Origin of the sequence: Mesorhizobium sp. M1399 (assembly GCF_040317735.1) — a bacterium.
Taxonomy (GTDB): Bacteria; Pseudomonadota; Alphaproteobacteria; order Rhizobiales; family Rhizobiaceae; genus Mesorhizobium.
Map to the genome: position 1 here is coordinate 1 of NZ_JAMYKZ010000005.1, position 17,213 is coordinate 17,213.

Below are 17,213 nucleotides of genomic sequence, written 5' to 3' on the forward strand. Positions count from 1 at the left end.
CGCCGTGTGTCCGCCGCTCCGCTAAACACGGGGGCTGCGCGGCGGACACGCCGACGTCACAGCTACTGCCACGCCATTTTTGCAGAACTTGACGCACACAACTCGGCGAGGGCTAATTTGGGCCGTAGTGTCGAAGCATCGGCTTGTGGAGCCGCCTTCCAAAGCTTGATCCACAAGTCGCCTGTTGGCGCAGATGAGCCTACTAGGCCGCTCCCGTGTGCGACCTTTCCGCCCGATCGAGACGTAGAGCGCTCCCACGCGTATAGTCCGAGCCGATGCGCCCGCCGGCTCGGTCGTGCCATTTCAAGACACCCGCGGTGCTTTCCAGAGCGAACTTTCGCCTGTCGGAAGGAGTCGGGCGGATTCTCCCGTAGCCGACAATCTGCTTCCGGCCCCGAAACGGTCATTCCGGATGACAGATTGCGTGAAGCGGTCCGCGTGGTGCTGGGTGGCGCAAGAAGGATGGTTCAGTCGAAGAAGCCTGCATCCTCTTCCCCGAGATACTTCCTGGCTGCTTCGGCGTCGATATCGAGGCCCAGCCCCGGCGCTTCCAGCAGCTCCACCATGCTGTCCTTCACGATCTGCGACGGCAGGCCGATTACGAGATCCTCCCACCAGGGGTCGGAGGCGCTCGGGTATTCGAACGCGATATAGTTGGCGGGCAGGGTGGCGCAGACATTGATCAGCGCGCCGAGGCCGAGAAGGCCGTTCGCGGTGCCGTGCGGTGCCATCAGGATCGAGTGCATATAGGCGTGCTCGGCGACCCATTTGAGCTCGGCAATGCCGCCAATATCGGCCGGATCGGGGCCGATGACGCGCACCGCCTGCGTTTCGATCAGCTCCTTGAAATTGTGCCGCAGGTAGATCTGCTCGCCGGTATGAATTGGCGTCGAGGTGGAGGTGGTCAGCTCCCGATAGGCCTGCGGATTGACCCACGGCACATAGTCGCCGGTCAGCATGTCCTCGAGCCACATCAAATTGTACTTCTCGACCGCGCGAGCGAATTTGATCGCATCGGGCAGCATCCAGCCCGGGCCGCAGTCGAGCGCCAGGCTGACCTTGTCGCCCAGCACTTCCTTCATCGCGATCACGCAGTCGAGCATGTGGTTGAAACCGCGCTCGCTGATCACGCCCTGGTCCATGGCGCCGTGATGGCCGGCCTTCTTCTGCGTCACGCCGTAGTGAAAGCCCTCGATGGTGTCCTTCATGTCGGAGTGGAACGAGATTCCCTGCTTGATCATGAAGAAGTTCTGCGGCTGCTCCATCATCCATTTGACGTCAGCGGCGTAATCCTCCGGCCGGTCGCCCGTGCGTTTCTGGCGGATCGAGCCGTTATAGACGCGCACCTTGTCGCGCACCTTGCCGCCGAGCAGTTTGTAGGCCGGCACGCCTGCAGCCTTGCCGGCAATGTCCCACAGCGCATGCTCGATGGCGCTTACCGCCGCGCCATAGGGCTTGAAAGAGCCGCGTTGGCGGATCTTCAGCATCACCCGCTCGACGTCGGTCGGGTCCTCGCCGATCAGCGCCTCGCGGAAATGCAGGACCCAGGGCTTGAGGTAGGTCTTGGTGAACTCGACTTCGCCCAGGCCATAGAGGCCCTCGTCGGTAACGATGCGGACGATGGGGTGCCTGCCGATAACGGCACAGCGGAGGTCGGTGATCTTCATCTTCGGTTCTTTTCGCCTCAGCTCCAGGTGCGGTCCCAGGAATACTCGTTGTCCCAGTGATCCGTGGGCTGCCAGATGTCGGTGACACCCGGCTGCAGATGCTGCGAGATCACCTCGTCGACGACGTCGTCAATCCCCAGGCCCGGTTTGTCCGGAACAGTGATAAAGCCGTCCTTCACGAGCGGCTTGGAAACGCCGGCGACGATATCGTCCCACCAGTCGACGTCGGCAGAGTGGTATTCGAGCGCCATGAAGTTTTCGGTCGCGGTCGCGACATGTGCCGCGGCCATTGCGGCGATAGGACTTTCGGCCATATGGATGGCCATGGCGACGCCGTGATCCTGTGCCATGTCGCCGATCTTCTTGGTCTCCAGAATGCCCCCGCTGGTGAGCAGGTCTGGGTGGATAACGGAGAGGCCGCCGCTCTTGAGCAGAGGCTCGAAGCCCTCCTTAAGGTAGATGTCCTCGCCGGTGCAGATCGGCACCGTGGTGGCGGCCTGCAGTTGTCGGTACTGCTCGGTGTACTGCCATGGGATCACATCCTCGAGCCAGGCTGGCACGTATTTTTCAATCCGCCTCGCGAGGCGAATACCGTTCTGCAGTGAGATGTGGCCGACATGGTCGATGGCGAGCGGAACATCCATGCCGATAATTTCGCGAACCTCGGCAATGTACTGCTCAAGCAGGTCGAGGCCCTTGTCGGAAAAGTGGAGGCCAGTAAACGGGTGGGGGACATTATGCAAATCATACGCGGCATTGCGGGCGCGCCGCTCCTCCGTGGTCTTGACCGGGCCGCGGCCGGGGTGGACGCGGTACCCTTCAAGTGAGCCGGCAGGGGATACGACCGCACCGGGTACATCCGCGATCTGCATCAGCCCCAGATCCATCTTGAGGAAGGTGAAGCCAAGCGCCATGCGCTGCTTGAGGCGCTTGCCGGTCTCGGTGCCGCTCGGCACGGTCGCATCGGTATCGCAATAGAGGCGCACCTTCTCCCGAAACCGGCCGCCAAGCATCTGATAGATGGGCACGCCATAGGCCTTGCCGGCGAGATCCCACAACGCGATTTCGACCGCCGAGACGCCGCCGCCTTGCCGGCCGTGCCCACCGAACTGCTTGATCCGGCGAAACAGGCGGTCGATGTCGCAAGGGTTCTCGCCAAGCAGCCGGCTCTTCAGCATCAGCGCGTAGGTGGCGCTGGCGCCATCGCGCACTTCGCCAAGTCCGACGATGCCCTGATTGGTGTAAATCTTGAGCAGGGTTGAGGTGAACGGCGCGCCGACGATTTCGGCTACCCGCATGTCGGTGATGCGAAGCTGAGATGGCCTGGAGTTCGCGTTCACCCGATTGAGCGCCTCGTCGGCGCCACCTGTCTTTGCCATGACTTATCCTCGTTTTCGGCTTGTCGCCCCGTACCCTGGGCATAGAGTGTTGCTAGCCCAGCTCAATCTCGTGGGCCTGCAGATAGTCGCGGTCCATCTCAATACCGAGACCAGGCTTCGACGTCAGCTTGAGGCTGCCGTTCGAAATGTCGAGTGGTCTGTCGATCAGGTGATCGTATTTGCCCAGGTTCCACTCCGACGTTTCGAGTTTGTAGAAGTTGGGGACGGTCATCATCACCTGTGCTCCCGCAACCACATTGATCGGTCCCGCGGCGTCATGTGGCGAGACCGGGACGTAGTAGGCTTCGCATAGGGCAGAAATTTTCTTGAGTTCGGTAATGCCGCCGGTCCAGGTGACGTCGGGCATGATGTAGTCGGCGAGCTTGTTCTCAAGTACCGGCACGAAATCCCACTTCGTGTGGCCGCGCTCGCCCCACGAGATGGCGGTATTGACCTTCTCACGCACCTGCTTGAGGGCGTTAAGGCTCTCGGGCGGGCAGGGCTCCTCAAACCAGTCGATCTGACCGGCTTCCTCGAGGCTCCGACAGAGGCGAATGGCGGTGGGAACGTCGAAGCGGCCATGGGCATCGATGAGAATGTCGACATCGGGTCCCGCCGTTTCACGGATCAGAGCCGTGAGTTCGGCGGCTTCGCGCTCGTCCTTGCGGGTCATGCTGCCATCGAGGTAGCCGTCCCGCTGTTCGCGAGGCAGACCATCGGCGCTGCGACCCTGGTGCGGGTAAGGATCGAACTTGAGCGCAGTGTGTCCGGACTCGACAATGTCTAGAATTTCGCGGACCACGGCTTCCTTGCTCGTGAATTTGGCTTGGTTGGGATGGGTGTAGAGCGCGATTTCATCGCGTACTGGTCCGCCCAGCAGCTCGTAAATCGGCTTACCAAGGACTTTGCCCCGGATGTCCCAGAGGGCAATATCGATGGCGCTCACGCATTCGACGGCGGCGCCGCGGCTGCCCATGTAGGTGAAGCTGCGGAAGATCTTGTGCCAGAGATGCTCGATACGCGCTGGATCCTCGCCTGTCACGGCGACACCGATCTGCCGCAGGATCGTGCAGAGAGCGCGGTTGGCGAGCCTTGTGGTGGTGGTGATCTCTCCCCAGCCACTCACTCCCTCGTCGGTCGTCACTTCGACGAACAGGAACTCTCCCCAATAAGAAGCATCGGACTTGATCAGCCACGGCCGAATGCTCGTGATTTTCATCGCAACTACCTTTGTCTGAAAATGGTCAGCCTAACGATGTTCTGGACTGGATATTCTATCCGGCCCGAGCGGCGTTGCGCGCACGCATCTGTTCGAGAATATGCCGGCCCGAGCCCTCGACATGGCGGGAGACGAGTTCGGCCGCCTTGTCGGCCTCTCCCGCCTTTACGAGCGCGATGAGTTCGCGGTGCTCGCGCATGATCGCGGCACGTCGCGCCAGCGTGAAGTTGAAACGACGGCTCACGGCTCGCAGCACTTCGCGATGCTTCCACCAAAGCTCGGCGGCGTGGCGGTTATAGTGCCGCTGGTACATCACGGTGTGGAAAGCGGTATCCAGCTCACTGTGCCTGAATGTGTCGGCGAAGTTGTTCTCTTCAATCAGGCCTTGGAGACGTTCGAGTTCGGCAATGTCCTCGCCGGTAGCCATATTCACAAACCATCGTGTCAGGGCTGGCTCGATCAGAACACCGATCTCGTAGATATCCCGGACAAAATCCTGATCAATGGGTCGGACGCGTGCCCCGCGGTTGGCGACAAAGATGACAAAGCCTTCGCCGCGCAACAGCTGCAGGGCCTCGCGCACAGGATTGGTCGAGGTGCCGTGACGCCGGGCCAGATCGGTGACCACAAGCCGTTCGTTGGCGGCGAGCCGTCCCTCGATGATGTCTTCCCTGATCAATTCATAAAGCGAGGCGCCCTCGCTGGAGGCTCCGATGGGATCGGTGCCCACAGGTGGCATAGCTTTGAAATCGCTTATTTCGGCCAAGGCCGGCTCCCCAACTTAATACATACCTTGCCCGATATCACACACGGCTTTCGCAAACAATGTACGATCCTGCGCGTTGACAGGCAATCCATGATCTGAAAACGTACCAAGGGATCGGGAGGATACATTGAGCATCCTCGCGATCGAAACGAGCAAGGACCGCTTTGCCTTGGCGCAGGGCGGCATGGGAGAACCAGGGAGGATACCTATGACGAGGATTACGCTCGGCAGTGCGGTCCTGCGCGGCACTGTCGTCACTGCTTTGATGGCATCCCTGATGCCCACATCGGCGCTGGCTGCGCCACCGGTCGACCTCAGCAAGTGGTCGCCGGAATATGTGCGCTCCATCGCCGGCACACAGGATTTTGACACGGCGGCCGATTGCGCCAAGGTCACCCCGCTCGACTACAAGGGGCGGCTGACTTTCTGGTATCAGGGCGTGTTCGAGGGCGACCCCGACCTCCTGCGCCAGTACTACAAGGATTTCTTCGAGACCTTCCGCAAAACCTATCCGAACATCCAGCTCGAGGAACAAGCCCTCACCTATAACGACCTTCTCGACAAGTTCCGCACGGCGCTCCTGGGCAATGCCGCGCCGATGGCGGTCCGCCTGCAAATCCTGGGTGGTACCGAGTTCGCCTCAAAGGGCTATCTGGCGCCGCTCAAGCCAGAGGATGTGGGGTATTCGACCGAGGATTTCTGGCCCGGCGCCATGAAGGCCGTGACCTGGGAGGGCGTGACCTACGGCATTCCGACCAACAACGAGACGATGGCGTTCATCTGGAACGCCGACATCTTCAAGCGTGCGGGTCTCGATCCGGACAAGGCTCCGGCAACCTGGGAAGACGTCGTCAAATATTCCAAGCAGATCCACGACAAGCTCGGCATTGCCGGCTACGGCCTCGTGGCGCGCAAGAATGCCGGCAATACGCCGTACCGTTTCATGCCACAGCTGTGGGCCTATGGCGGCGGCGTCTTCGACGAAGCCACCGCGAATCCGACCTATGAGCAGGTCCAGCTCGATAGTCCCCAGAGCAAGGCGGCGCTGCAAGCCTCCTACGACATGTATGTTCGCGACAAGTCGGTTCCGGTTTCGGCGCTCACCAACCAGCAGGCCGATAACCAGCCCCTGTTCGTCGCCGGCCAGCTCGGCATGATGATCTCGCACCCGTCCGATTACAACGTCATGCTCGACCTGCAGAAAAAGGCGACGGGCACCGACAAGGACAAGGCGCAGACGGTCATCGACAATATGCGCTACGGCCTGATTCCAACTGGCCCCGACGGCAAGCGCGCCGTCGTGTTCGGCGGCTCGAACATTCACATCCTGAAGCCCGAATATGTCGAGGGCGGCAAGGTAGACGAGCCTGCTGCAAAGGCTATCATCTGCATGTGGACGAGCCCTGAATGGTCGCTGAAGATGGCCTACGCCGGATCAAACCCAGGCAACCTTAACGGCTTCAAGACCAAGTGGATGAAGGAACGTCTGGACAACATCAAGTTCCTCGATGTCACGACCTCGATGCTGCCATACGGCATTCCGTTCCCAGCGCTGCCGCAGGCCCCCGAGATCATGAACATCATCATCCCGGACATGCTGCAGAATGCCCTGACCGGAGCGATGACCGTCGACGAGGCGGCGGACGACGCGGCCAAGAAGGTAAAAGACGTGATGGGCGGACTCTAGTCCAAGCCTGACCTACGACCTGACCGGCTGCGCCGCTGGCGCAGCCGCCTCGTTCCGAAGAATAAGGGCACGCCACAAGTGACGATCGTGACCGGCAAGGCCGAGGCTCGCCGAAGATTGCAACCCGGTACAGCCGGCACGCTGCGGAAGATCTGGGAGCATCGCGCGGACTACGCGTATGTGCTCCCGGCGATCGCCGTGATGCTCATCGTCATCGCCTATCCGATCTACTACACGGTCGAGCTGTCGTTCTTTAAGACACCGCCTGGTCTGCAGCTCCGCGACAAGACCTTCATCGGCTTCGACAACTACACGACGATCCTCACCAGTCAGGTGTTCTGGAAGGTCACCTGGAACACACTGATCTGGACGCTGGGGTCCACTTTCATCTCCTTTGTCCTGGGGTTTGCAACGGCGCTGGCGCTCCACCGCGACTTCATCGGCCGTGGTGTCTTGCGCGCTATCCTGATCATCCCTTGGGTCATCAGTGCCGTCGCCGCCTCCTATATCTGGAAGTGGATCTACCATTCGGACTTCGGGATCATCGGCGCGGTGCTGGTCGGCCTCGGATTGGCCGACCGGCCGCCGAATTTTATCGACAATGTCAGCACGGTGCTGCCCTCCCTGATCGTCGTCAATATCTGGCGCGAGTTTCCGTTCGCCATGATTATGATGATGGCCGGCCTGCAGACAGTCCCCGACCAATTGCTGCGCGCCGCAAAAGTCGACGGTGCCAGTGCATGGCAGCGCTTTTGGCACGTCACCTTCCCGCACTTGCGCAACGTCTCGGTGGTGACGATGCTGCTGCTCGCAGTGGCCAACTTCAATTCCTTCATCATCCCCTGGATCATGACCGGCGGCGGGCCGTCGAACGCATCGCATATCTGGATAACCCACATTTATGAGCTCGCCTTCGGACGGCAGCGCTGGGGCGTGGCATCGGCCTATTCAGTGCTCCTGTTCCTCACACTGATGACACTGGGCTACTTCTACGTCCGTGCGCTAAGCGGCAACGAGCGGAAAGAGGGCAGCGCATGAGCACGATTGCCGAGACAGCCTCTCGAGCCCCGACCCGTCGCCGCATGCGCGTCGACGGTTGGCGGTGGGCCGGGCGCATATTCCTCGTGTTCATGCTGCTTTATACTGCGTTGCCGATGATCTGGATGCTGATCACCTCGATCAAGTCCGGATTCGCGGCGACGCAATTCCCGCCGCAATGGTGGCCGGACGAGCCTACCCTCGCCAGTTACCAGAAGCTGCTCGATCCGCAGAACAGCGTCGGCCAGGATTTCCTCCGCTTCTTCTGGAACAGCCTTTTCGTGTCGACGGTTACGACAATCCTTTCGGTGATCGTGGCTGTCCCTGCGGCCTACGCGTTTTCGCGCTTCAGTTTCCCCGGCCGGAATTTCCTGTTTTTTGCCGTGCTGCTGCGCAATATGTTCCCGGCGGTGATCTTTCTCGTGCCACTCTTCATCCTGATGCGCGCGATCGGGCTGGTGAACACGCACGGCTCGCTGATACTCACCTATCTCACCTTCGGCCTGCCGCTGGCGATCTGGCTGCTCAAGGGCTTTTATGACAACATCCCGGTGCAGCTGGAGCAGGCGGCGCGCATCGATGGCGCCACACGGTTCCAGGCCTTCATCATGATCGTGATGCCGCTCTCGACGCCGGGGATCATCGCCACCGCAATCTATTCCTTTATCGGCGCGTGGAACGAGTACATCTACGCCTACACCTTCCTCTCCAAGAACGAGCAGTTGACCCTTCCGGTTGGCATCCAGCGCTTCTTCTCGGAAAATACGACGGACTTTCCGGGCCTGATGGCGGCCAGCTTCATGATGAGCGTGCCCGTCGTGGTGCTGTTCCTGGTCCTGCAACGATACTTTGTACGCGCCCTTACAGAAGGCGCGGTCAAGCACTAGGGAGTTGCCGATGGCCCACGTGGTCCTCCAAGATCTCGTCAAGAGCTATGGCGGCTTCAAAGCTGTCAACCACGTCTCGCTGACGGTCAATGACGGCGAGTTCGTTGCGCTCGTCGGCCCTTCAGGCTGCGGCAAGACAACCACGCTCAATCTCGTCGCCGGGCTGACCCCGATCACATCGGGCGACATCATCATCGGCGAGCGGGTGGTCAACGACCTCGACCCCAAGGACCGGGATATCGCAATGGTGTTCCAGAACTACGCGCTCTACCCGCAGAAATCGGTCTACAAGAACCTGGCGTTCCCGCTTCAGATGCGCAAACTCCCTAGGGACGAGATCGACAAGAAGGTCAAGGAAGCGGCGCGAGTGCTCGACATGACGCATCTGCTCGAGCGCAAGCCGCGCGAACTTTCGGGCGGGCAGCAGCAGCGCGTGGCCCTTGGCCGTGCCCTCGTCCGCGACCCTGCGGTGTTCCTCATGGACGAGCCACTGTCTAACCTCGATGCCAAACTGCGCGTGCAGATGCGGTCGGAGATCAAGCGCTTCCACCAGGACCTCAAGGCGACGATCATCTATGTGACGCACGACCAGCTCGAGGCCGTGACCATGGCTGACAAGATGGCGGTGATGAATGGCGGCTACCTGCAGCAATACGATTCACCGGCGCAGGTCTTTGCCCATCCGGTGAACATGTTCGTCGCCAGCTTCATCGGCAGCCCGGCGATGAGCCTTATTCCGCTGGAGGCGTCGACGGCAAACGGAAACACGGTGTTGACCGGCGCCGAGGGCTGGCGCCTTGAGCTCTCGCCGCGCAATGCCCAGAAGGTCGTGAGAGCGACGACCATGAAAGTCGTGCTCGGCGCACGTCACTCGACGATCAAGCTCCACAAGAGCGCGGTCCCCGGTTCCATTCCGGCCAAGGCCTACACCGTGGAACCGACCGGAGACGTCACCTTCGTGCAGGCGTTCCTGTCCGGCGCCATCGTCAACGTCAGCGTGCCGCCGAACATTGCCGTCTCGCCCGACGAGCAGATCTGGCTCGAGTTCGACCAGGAGCGGATGCATCTGTTCGACGGCGAAACTGAAATGGCCCTCAAAGCCAACTGAGATAGGGCCGATGCGTGTGGAACGTGGGCGTGGATGACTGAGAAGCTTAAGATCACCGCGATCAAGCCCTATCCGGTTTGGGTAGGAACGCGCAACCAGATGCTCGTCAAGGTCGAGACCAACCAGGGCATCTTCGGCTGGGGCGAGAGCGGCTTGAGCGGTCGCGAGAGGGCCGTGGCCGGCGCGGTCGAGCACTATCGCGAGTTTCTCATCGGTCGCGACCCGATGCAGATCGGGCGGATCTGGCAGGAGGTTTACCGCAGCCAGTACTTCGAAGGCGGGCGAGTCCTGCAGGCGGCGATTTCCGCCATCGACATCGCCCTTCACGACATCAAGGGCAAGGCGCTGGGCGTGCCCGTCTACGAGCTGCTCGGCGGCAAGCAGCGCGACCGCGTCCCCACCTTCGCCTCGACCGGCGACGAGGCCGAGGGCGATGTTGCCATCGGACGGGCCCGCGAACTTCGCGCACAGGGGTGGCAGGCGATCCGCTTCTTCCCCTTCGGGCAAAACAGCAAGGACATCTTCGAGCCGCGCGAGTCCATCGGCGCTACCGCGGGTATGCTGAACAAGGCGCGCGAGGCGCTGGGCGACGACGCCGTTCTCGGCATCGACTATCACCATCGGCTGTCGGTGGCAGAGGCGGCGAGCTTCTGCAACAAGCTCGGCCGCGGCGTGCTTGATTTCCTCGAGGAGCCAATACGGGACGAGACGCCGGAGGCCTATGAATCGCTGCGCACGATGACCGACATCCCCTTTGCCATCGGCGAGGAATTTGCCAGCAAGTGGCAGTTCCTGCCCTACATCGAGCGCGGCATCCACCAGTTCAACCGGCTCGATGTTTGCAACGTCGGCGGGCTCACCGAGGCAATGAAAATCGCTGGCTGGAGCGAGGCGCACTATGTGGACCTGATGCCGCACAATCCGCTTGGTCCAGTGTGCACGGCCGCTACCGTGCATCTCGCCGCCGCAGTACCCAACTTCGCGTGGCTCGAGACCAGGGCGCCCGAAACAAAGCTGGGCTTCGACAGTTCCGACTTCTTCCCCGTGCAACCACGGCTCGACGGGACCGATTACCCGGTCGGCGATCTGCCGGGGCTCGGCGTCGAGGTCAACGAAGTGGCGGTCCAGGCGCAGAGTTTGCGTTTCTGGGAAGCGCCTCACCTTAAGCGCCGCGATGGTTCTGTTACGAACTGGTAGTTCCATTCATCCGGAGTCGACAATGACGCATACTTCCGACATCACGCGGCCGCCTAAAGACCTGATCGACGCGCTGAGGGAGATCGGCGCCGCGACGGTTGCCGGCACGCTTGGCCAAATGGGCTTCCGCAATCCGCACATGGTCGGTCCGGTGGCGCAAAACCATGGGAAGTCGATCGTCGGGCCGGCATTGACGCTGCAGTTCCTGCCGCAGCGGCCGGACCTGTTCACCGAGGGAGAATATGCCGATCCGGAGACCCAACTTCACCGGCACGTGCTCTACCACGCGCAGGAGGGCGATGTGGTCGTGGTCGACGCGCGCGGCGACATGAGCTCGGGTGTCTTTGGCGATATGATGTCGACTTATTTCAAGGGCAGGGGCGGGGCGGGTATCGTCATCGACGGGTGCATGCGCGACCGGCCCAATGTCGAAAAGCTCGATCTACCCCTATGGCTGCGCGGCTGGACGCCAAACTATCATGTGCAGACCAGCATCTATCCCAATGCCGTCAACGTTCCGATTGCCTGCGGCGGTGTCACGGTGATCCCCGGCGACATCATCGTCGCTGACGACGACGGCGTGGTGGTGCTTCCCGTCGTGATGGCCCCGAAGGTGATCGAAGAATCACAGAAGCATCACGATTGGGAGGAGTTTTCGCGAGCCAAGCTCATGGAGGGGGGCCCATTGCAACGCTACTATCCGCTGCATGACGATGCCCGCGGGGAGTACGAGGAGTGGCGCAAAGCAAATCGCTTGGAAAACCCGAGTTAGCGCATCAACTACCTCGTGGCGGGGCCGGGGAGTCGAGTTTCGTCGTCGGGCGCCCACTGCACTGCACTGAACGATCGAGACGGTCCGGCTCCCGCCATCTCGTGCGGGCACCAAGCGTTACACCATGCGGACCTCCAATGGCTAACCGGAAGCCTCATCAGCGCCTAGAAGCTGACGTAGCACCGGGCGTTCGGCAGCCGAGTTCCGCGACGATCGACGCCATTGGCGAAGGCGTGACGAAGCTTGTACGGGCTGCTGCAGAGTAACCTCATGTATCGCCAAGACACGCCAGGAGGCGGCTGCTGATCCTTCTCGCAGCGCGGATCACCTAGTCTCTAGGCGCGTCGAAACGCTTTTTCGGCGTCCGCCGGTACGAGGCACGATCAGCCTAGTCTAGTTCGAAAGAGCTCCTGAAGGCGACAAACGGCGGCAGGCTTAACAGAAAATCAGATGTCGGTTCAATTTCGCTCGCTGTCCCCAATGACTAGGTTCTGAACCAGGAAGTCGATGAAGACGCGCATCTTGGCAAGTGGAAGCCGGGTCGCTGGCCACACCACATGAATCGGGATCGGCGGTTGTTCGAACGCTGCCAGGATAACCTCAACCGCCCCGTCGTCTACCAGGTCTCTTACTTGCCAGAGTGGTACCCGACCGATGCCCAACCCCGCAGCGACCGCCGCATGGCTTGCGGCGGCATTGTCGACGTGAAATCGCGCACCCACATTGACGCTCAGCTGCTTGCCGGCTTCCAGGAATTGCCATTTTCCAGCATCGCGGTCGGTGTTGCGGAAGATGCACTGATGGTTCGCTAGCTCCTTCGGATGTTGTGGCCGCCCGTACGTGGCGAAATACGACGGAGCGCCGAAAATGACGAGACGCATCGCTCCAAGGCGCCGGGCCTTGAGATCGTAGTCGCGGAGTTCCCCGATGCGAACAGCAAGGTCGAGTTCATCTTCAATGAGATCGACGAATCGGTCCGACAGTTTGAGGTCGACCTCGATCCTCGGATAGCGCTCCATGAAGCGGGCCACGACGGGTACCAGGTAAGTAGGGCCGAAGAGCACCGGCGCTCCTACTCTTAGGAGTCCGAAAGGTTCGGCACTGCGCTTGCCGGCTTCGGCCTTTGCTTCGACAATCTCAGACAGTGCCGGTTTCACCCGTCGATAAAAGTCGTGGCCTGCCTCAGTCGTTTGCGTGTTGTGGGTGGTTCGGCGGACCAATTCGACGCCGACGCTGGTTTCAAGCGCGGCAAGCGACCGGCTGACAGATTGCAAGGAGCGGCTGAGGTGCCGCGCCGCGGCTGAGAGATTGCCGCGCTCCACGACAGCGAGAAACGCCTCAATGTCTCGAAATCCGCCCATGATGATCTCTCAAATTTAGAGAGACCATATCACATTTTCCGCGCCTACCATCCGAAAAGCGGAACTCGATATTTCACTCGATGGGGCAGGGACGCCACCTCGCTACGAAAGGAAGAACTCATGTCAGAACCCAAGAAACGAACTGTTCTGGTTGTCGGTGCGTCCGGCCGCAGCGGCGGCTTCGTCGCGGCCGAGCTTGCCCGGCGGGGCATAGCGGTGAGGGCGTTGGTCCGCAGTGAGTACGCTGCTGCGACGGCACGCGCGAGCGGAGCGACCGAAATTGCTTCAGGTGACCTTCGAGATCCGGAGAGCCTAAAGGCAGCGCTGAGAAACGTCGACGGAGTCTATCATGTCGGACCGCCGTTCGTGGCCGATGAAGCGGACCTAGGCATAACCATGGTCAAGGCCGCAAAGCGTGCCGGTATCCGCAAGTTCGTTTTCTCTTCAGTTATCCACCCGGCGAACGGACTTGCAAACCACGCAAGCAAGCTGCCCGTTGAGCAGGCCATTCTCCGCGCGAATTTGGATTACACCATCCTCTATCCGGCGACGCTGTTTCAGAACATGGCAGCTGCTTGGAAAGGCGTGGTGGAAACCGGCGTCTTTGCCGAGCCGTTTGCGAAAACGGCGCGCCTGGCGCGTGTCGACTACCGCGACGTCGCCGAAGTGGCGGCCGAGGCCCTGACGTCCGACCGGCTCGCCTACGGCTCTTTCGAGCTTGCGGCAGAAAGTATGCACGATCGCGTTGAAATTGCGGGGATGATGAGCGTCGCCCTTGGCCGGCCCGTGGAGGCAGCCGAGGTGACGTTCGAGCAATGGACCGCTGTCGCGAAGCCGCCCTTCCGGGGGGAGCAGCTTGCTCAGCTCGAACGGGTATTTCAGTCCTATTCCGACTTCGGTTCCGCCGGAAACAGCCTGACCTTGCGTGCCATCCTCGGACGCCAGCCCCGCACGTTGCATCAGTTTTTCGAGGAACTTGCTGCAGCGTCGCGCGGGGCGGCCGCGGCCGCCTGATCTCATCGACGCCTTCGGCCATTTTCTCGCAAAGAGGGTATCTCCGATGTCGGTCTCCCAATTGATCTTCCAACTCGTGCCACGGCGCAGACACGGAACGTCATCTCTCGATTACCCTGGCAGAAGCAATGCCTCTGCCACCGAGGGCCGCTTGGTCCCAGTTTTCACCGCCGCCATCGCCGCAATCGTATTGAGCCTCTATGCCTCTCAACCGTTGCTCGGCTTGATTGGGACTACATTCGAGGTTGGTCCGGAAATGGCGGGGTTGGTTCCGACCGTCACACTGCTTGGTTACGCAGCCGGACTGATCTTCCTGGTCCCGCTCATCGATCTGATGGAGAACCGTTGGCTTATCGGGCTGACACTTGTCCTCATGGTGCTTTCGCTGATTGCCAGCGCGCTTGCCCCAACGGCGGCACTTTTTCTTGTCGCCTCGACCTCCGTCGGCATCACCTCCACGGTCGCGCAGATGCTCGTTCCGGTCATCGCGAGACTGGCGGCGGAAAAAGATCGGGGCCGCATCGTGGGCACGGTGCAGAGCGGCATCGTGGTGGGCGTCCTCCTGTCGCGCCCGTCCGCAAGCCTGGCTGCCGAGTTTCTTGGATGGCGTGCATTCTATGGTATCATGGCCGTATTGGTTGCTGTGCTCGGCCTGATCCTTGCGCGCGTTGTCAAGGCTCATCGCCCGGCGACCGGTCTTCAGTACGGCGCTCTCATCGGATCGCTTTGGAAGCTGATCCGTGAAGAGCCATTGCTGCGCCGTCGCGTGCTTTATCAGTTCCTGCTGATGGCTGCCTTCAATATTTTCTGGACGGCGGTCGCCCTGAGGCTTGCTGAGCCACCATTCGGGCTCGACCAGATTGGCATTGCAGCCTTCGCACTGGTCGGCATACCCGCTGCGTTGATTGCGCCTTTCACGGGCCGGATCGCCGATCGAGGCTGGTCAGATGGCGCAACGCGATTTGCACACCTGTCGGCTTTCATCGGCGTCGTGCTCATCGGATTGCCAACTTCCGGCGGCTGGGGTCTCTGGGAGGCGGATCGCTTCCCCTGGCTGTCGCTCGCGGCGTTGGCCATTGGGGCGGTTCTGCTTAATCTCGGTACTGTCGCCGACCAGGTGCTCGGCCGCATCGCCATCAACACAGTCCGACCGGAGGCGCGCGGACGCATGAATGCGCTTTTCACCGGGTTGTTCTTCTTGGGTGGGTCGGCCGGCTCCAGTCTCGCTGGAGTATGCTGGGCCCAGGCCGGCTGGGCAGGCATCAGCGGTGCAAGCTTGGTCTTTGCCTTTGCTGCACTGATCGCCAGCTCTGCGAACTGGCATCCGGGGACACCTTCGGTGCCGGGGGAAACCTCAACAAACCTGTAACAAACGAATAGTCAGCTCGCGCCGAGCTCGCCGGTGGCACAACGACGCGCCATGATGTTTGAATCCGGAGCCCACAATATGCGACGAATGAGGCCATGGCGCGGGATGCGTTGTCATCTTACCTCGTACGATGCCACTTGGCCCCGATGGCGGGCTACCTTTTTCGCGATTCCCGCAAACCCGCATATTGCACCAGCGACGTTTTCCGCCCCGTGAGATGTCTACGAAGAGCCACCCACATCGTGGGCACACGCGGAGCCTTGCGCGGGGTAGCGTAAAAAACGCCTCGATGGACAAGAACGCAAGGAATGCGGTCACCAAGGCTGGGTCTTCCCATTGATCAGACGCCAGAGCGAGCCGTGTCCCATCCCACGCGACTTGCTGGGCTCCCAACCTGTTTGCGGCGCGTGAGCATAAAAGACCAAGCGGTTGCGAGGGAGGCTCCAGATTTGAGGCGATCGCGTCGAAGAGCGCGTATGACGATTCCCGTATGTCACGAACTTCGTGGAGGAAGTGCCGATCCCGTATCTCGGCAACGGCCACTGCTTCCTGTTCGTCTGCCAACCCCGCGGCGAGCAACCACGTCCCGATATCGCGAGGGGAGTTGAAGAGTTCATTGTGCAGGGGCGGGTTTCGCCGGTCATACACGGCGTTCGAAAGGTCGAGGGCGGCGTGGCCGCCTATGAAGTGCTCTGGCACCCAGGCCGTGGGATCGCGCGACAGGGAACTTAACCTTTAATATTCCGTTACATGGTTACAAAACGTAACCGGATTGACCGATTTATCAGGTTTCTTCGCTCGCTGCAAACCAAAGACGGAAAACGGCCATGCTGAACGTTCATAAAGCCAAGCATCATACGGTCGAAGTGGACGGGGTGAACTTGTTCGATCGCGAGGCGGGGCGGCGCGATGCGCCCGGTGTCCTGCTGCTCCACGGCCAGCCCAGCTCATCGTACAGCTTCCGCGACGTCATCAACCCGCTGGCGGAAGTGGCACGGGTCGTCGCGCCCGATCTGCCCGGGTTCAGCTTCACGGAGGCGCCAGAAGACTATCCGTATACGTTGGAGGCCCTGGCGCAGACGATCGATCCGCTCAAGTCATGTGTATGTCGGGCCGGCGACGCTTCGTGCGCAGCAGCTGCCCTACATCCACACCGACGCCGACAAGCTCAGCTGGCGAAAAGAGGTGGGCGACAAGCTCGATCCAAAGGCTGACCCGCTGGCGGAGAAGCGAAAGGCGTTCTGGGACCGCATCGGCACCATGCCCCCGGCCCAAGAGATCAGCGAGCTTGAGGCCCTTGGATATGGCCCAGGCGAGGAGCGCTCCAACAAGTCCTTCTGCCCGTTTAGGTAAGTAGCCTCGCACGGAAGCATCAAGCACCGTAGCGGAAGGTTGCCTCGCTGGAGGATTGCTATATGGGAAAGCAACTTTTATCTGCTGCCACAGGAATCTTTCTATTCGTAGGTATCGGAACCGCCGCCGCTCAGGACGTCATCATTCAGCCTGAGCAAGACATGGTGATCCGGGAATATGTAAAGAAGAAGCCGATAGCATCCCTGAGCCTTCCCTGTGCTGAGCTCAACATTGGCACCGCTCTGCCCGACACAGTCAGAGCTTTACGAAGTGCCGGACGTTCAGTACCGCTATGTAGTTGCCGAGGGACGAACCGTCCTGGTTGATCCAGGTACCCGCAAAACTTTTAAGATCTACGACTGATTTTCTACCTGAAGCCCGCCGTGCCGAAAAGGT

Annotated in this window: 15 protein-coding genes and 1 pseudogene; 10 read left to right on the forward strand and 6 right to left on the reverse strand. The window is 60.8% G+C overall.

The features are described from left to right. Positions 1-467 precede the first annotated feature (467 nt). Genes NKH05_RS09340 through NKH05_RS09355 form a run of 4 tightly spaced genes read right to left on the reverse strand, consistent with a single transcriptional unit; the run spans position 468 to position 5,031 of the window. Entirely contained in the window at positions 468-1,667 is a 1,200-nt protein-coding gene (locus NKH05_RS09340) for a mandelate racemase/muconate lactonizing enzyme family protein (protein ID WP_352915879.1), read from the reverse strand. A 17-nt stretch (positions 1,668-1,684) separates the two neighbouring features. Beyond that, a complete protein-coding gene (locus NKH05_RS09345) occupies positions 1,685-3,046 on the reverse strand; it encodes a mandelate racemase/muconate lactonizing enzyme family protein (RefSeq protein ID WP_352718094.1) in 1,362 nt (453 codons plus the stop codon). A 52-nt stretch (positions 3,047-3,098) separates the two neighbouring features. After that, positions 3,099-4,265, reverse strand: coding sequence for a mandelate racemase/muconate lactonizing enzyme family protein (locus tag NKH05_RS09350; RefSeq protein ID WP_023721828.1), 1,167 nt, complete (start codon positions 4,263-4,265; stop codon positions 3,099-3,101). Positions 4,266-4,320: 55 nt separating this feature from the next. Beyond that, on the reverse strand, positions 4,321-5,031 hold the full coding sequence (locus NKH05_RS09355; protein ID WP_023721827.1) for a GntR family transcriptional regulator: 711 nt from the start codon (positions 5,029-5,031) through the stop codon (positions 4,321-4,323). A 208-nt stretch (positions 5,032-5,239) separates the two neighbouring features. On the opposite strand from NKH05_RS09355, the gene NKH05_RS09360 reads away from it, so the two are divergent. From NKH05_RS09360 to NKH05_RS09385, 6 genes are all read left to right on the forward strand, one after another. Then, positions 5,240-6,718 carry an ABC transporter substrate-binding protein gene (locus NKH05_RS09360; protein WP_031194862.1) on the forward strand — a complete coding sequence of 493 codons (1,479 nt, stop codon included), beginning with the start codon at positions 5,240-5,242 and terminating at the stop codon, positions 6,716-6,718. Between the two features lie 78 nt (positions 6,719-6,796). Further along, positions 6,797-7,756 (forward strand): carbohydrate ABC transporter permease, encoded by a 960-nt coding sequence (locus NKH05_RS09365; protein WP_023721825.1) that lies wholly within the window; start codon positions 6,797-6,799, stop codon positions 7,754-7,756. Next, a complete protein-coding gene (locus NKH05_RS09370; RefSeq protein ID WP_031194860.1) occupies positions 7,753-8,643 on the forward strand; it encodes a carbohydrate ABC transporter permease in 891 nt (296 codons plus the stop codon). Before NKH05_RS09365 ends, NKH05_RS09370 begins: the two co-directional genes overlap by 4 nt. A gap of 10 nt (positions 8,644-8,653) precedes the next feature. Then, positions 8,654-9,751, forward strand: coding sequence for an ABC transporter ATP-binding protein (locus NKH05_RS09375; protein ID WP_023721823.1), 1,098 nt, complete (start codon positions 8,654-8,656; stop codon positions 9,749-9,751). Between the two features lie 33 nt (positions 9,752-9,784). Continuing rightward, a complete protein-coding gene (locus tag NKH05_RS09380; protein WP_023721822.1) occupies positions 9,785-10,948 on the forward strand; it encodes a mandelate racemase/muconate lactonizing enzyme family protein in 1,164 nt (387 codons plus the stop codon). A gap of 22 nt (positions 10,949-10,970) precedes the next feature. Beyond that, positions 10,971-11,720 carry a ribonuclease activity regulator RraA gene (locus tag NKH05_RS09385; RefSeq protein WP_023721821.1) on the forward strand — a complete coding sequence of 250 codons (750 nt, stop codon included), beginning with the start codon at positions 10,971-10,973 and terminating at the stop codon, positions 11,718-11,720. Positions 11,721-12,178: 458 nt separating this feature from the next. Here the strand turns inward: NKH05_RS09385 and NKH05_RS09390 are convergent, their stop codons facing one another. Then, positions 12,179-13,081, reverse strand: coding sequence for a LysR family transcriptional regulator (locus tag NKH05_RS09390; protein WP_023721820.1), 903 nt, complete (start codon positions 13,079-13,081; stop codon positions 12,179-12,181). 120 nt (positions 13,082-13,201) lie between these two features. Here NKH05_RS09390 and NKH05_RS09395 point away from each other — a divergent pair, with 120 nt between their 5' ends. Further along, the gene (locus NKH05_RS09395) at positions 13,202-14,095 is read left to right on the forward strand and encodes an NmrA family NAD(P)-binding protein (protein WP_352483889.1); all 894 of its coding nucleotides are present in this window, start codon (positions 13,202-13,204) and stop codon (positions 14,093-14,095) included. Positions 14,096-14,246: 151 nt separating this feature from the next. Then, positions 14,247-15,464, forward strand: a complete 1,218-nt coding sequence (locus tag NKH05_RS09400) for an MFS transporter (protein ID WP_051409750.1) — start codon at positions 14,247-14,249, stop codon at positions 15,462-15,464. Here NKH05_RS09400 and NKH05_RS09405 read toward each other — a convergent pair. After that, positions 15,450-16,163 (reverse strand): CGNR zinc finger domain-containing protein, encoded by a 714-nt coding sequence (locus tag NKH05_RS09405; protein WP_353025315.1) that lies wholly within the window; start codon positions 16,161-16,163, stop codon positions 15,450-15,452. The two genes, NKH05_RS09400 and NKH05_RS09405, sit on opposite strands and share 15 nt — an antisense overlap. 128 nt (positions 16,164-16,291) lie before the next feature. Between NKH05_RS09405 and NKH05_RS09410 the strand changes: the two genes are divergently transcribed. Continuing rightward, the gene (locus NKH05_RS09410) at positions 16,292-16,678 is read left to right on the forward strand and encodes an alpha/beta fold hydrolase (protein WP_245278717.1); all 387 of its coding nucleotides are present in this window, start codon (positions 16,292-16,294) and stop codon (positions 16,676-16,678) included. Between the two features lie 201 nt (positions 16,679-16,879). Then, positions 16,880-17,180: pseudogene (locus NKH05_RS09415) on the forward strand (DUF1236 domain-containing protein). The last annotated feature ends 33 nt before the right edge of the window (positions 17,181-17,213 follow it).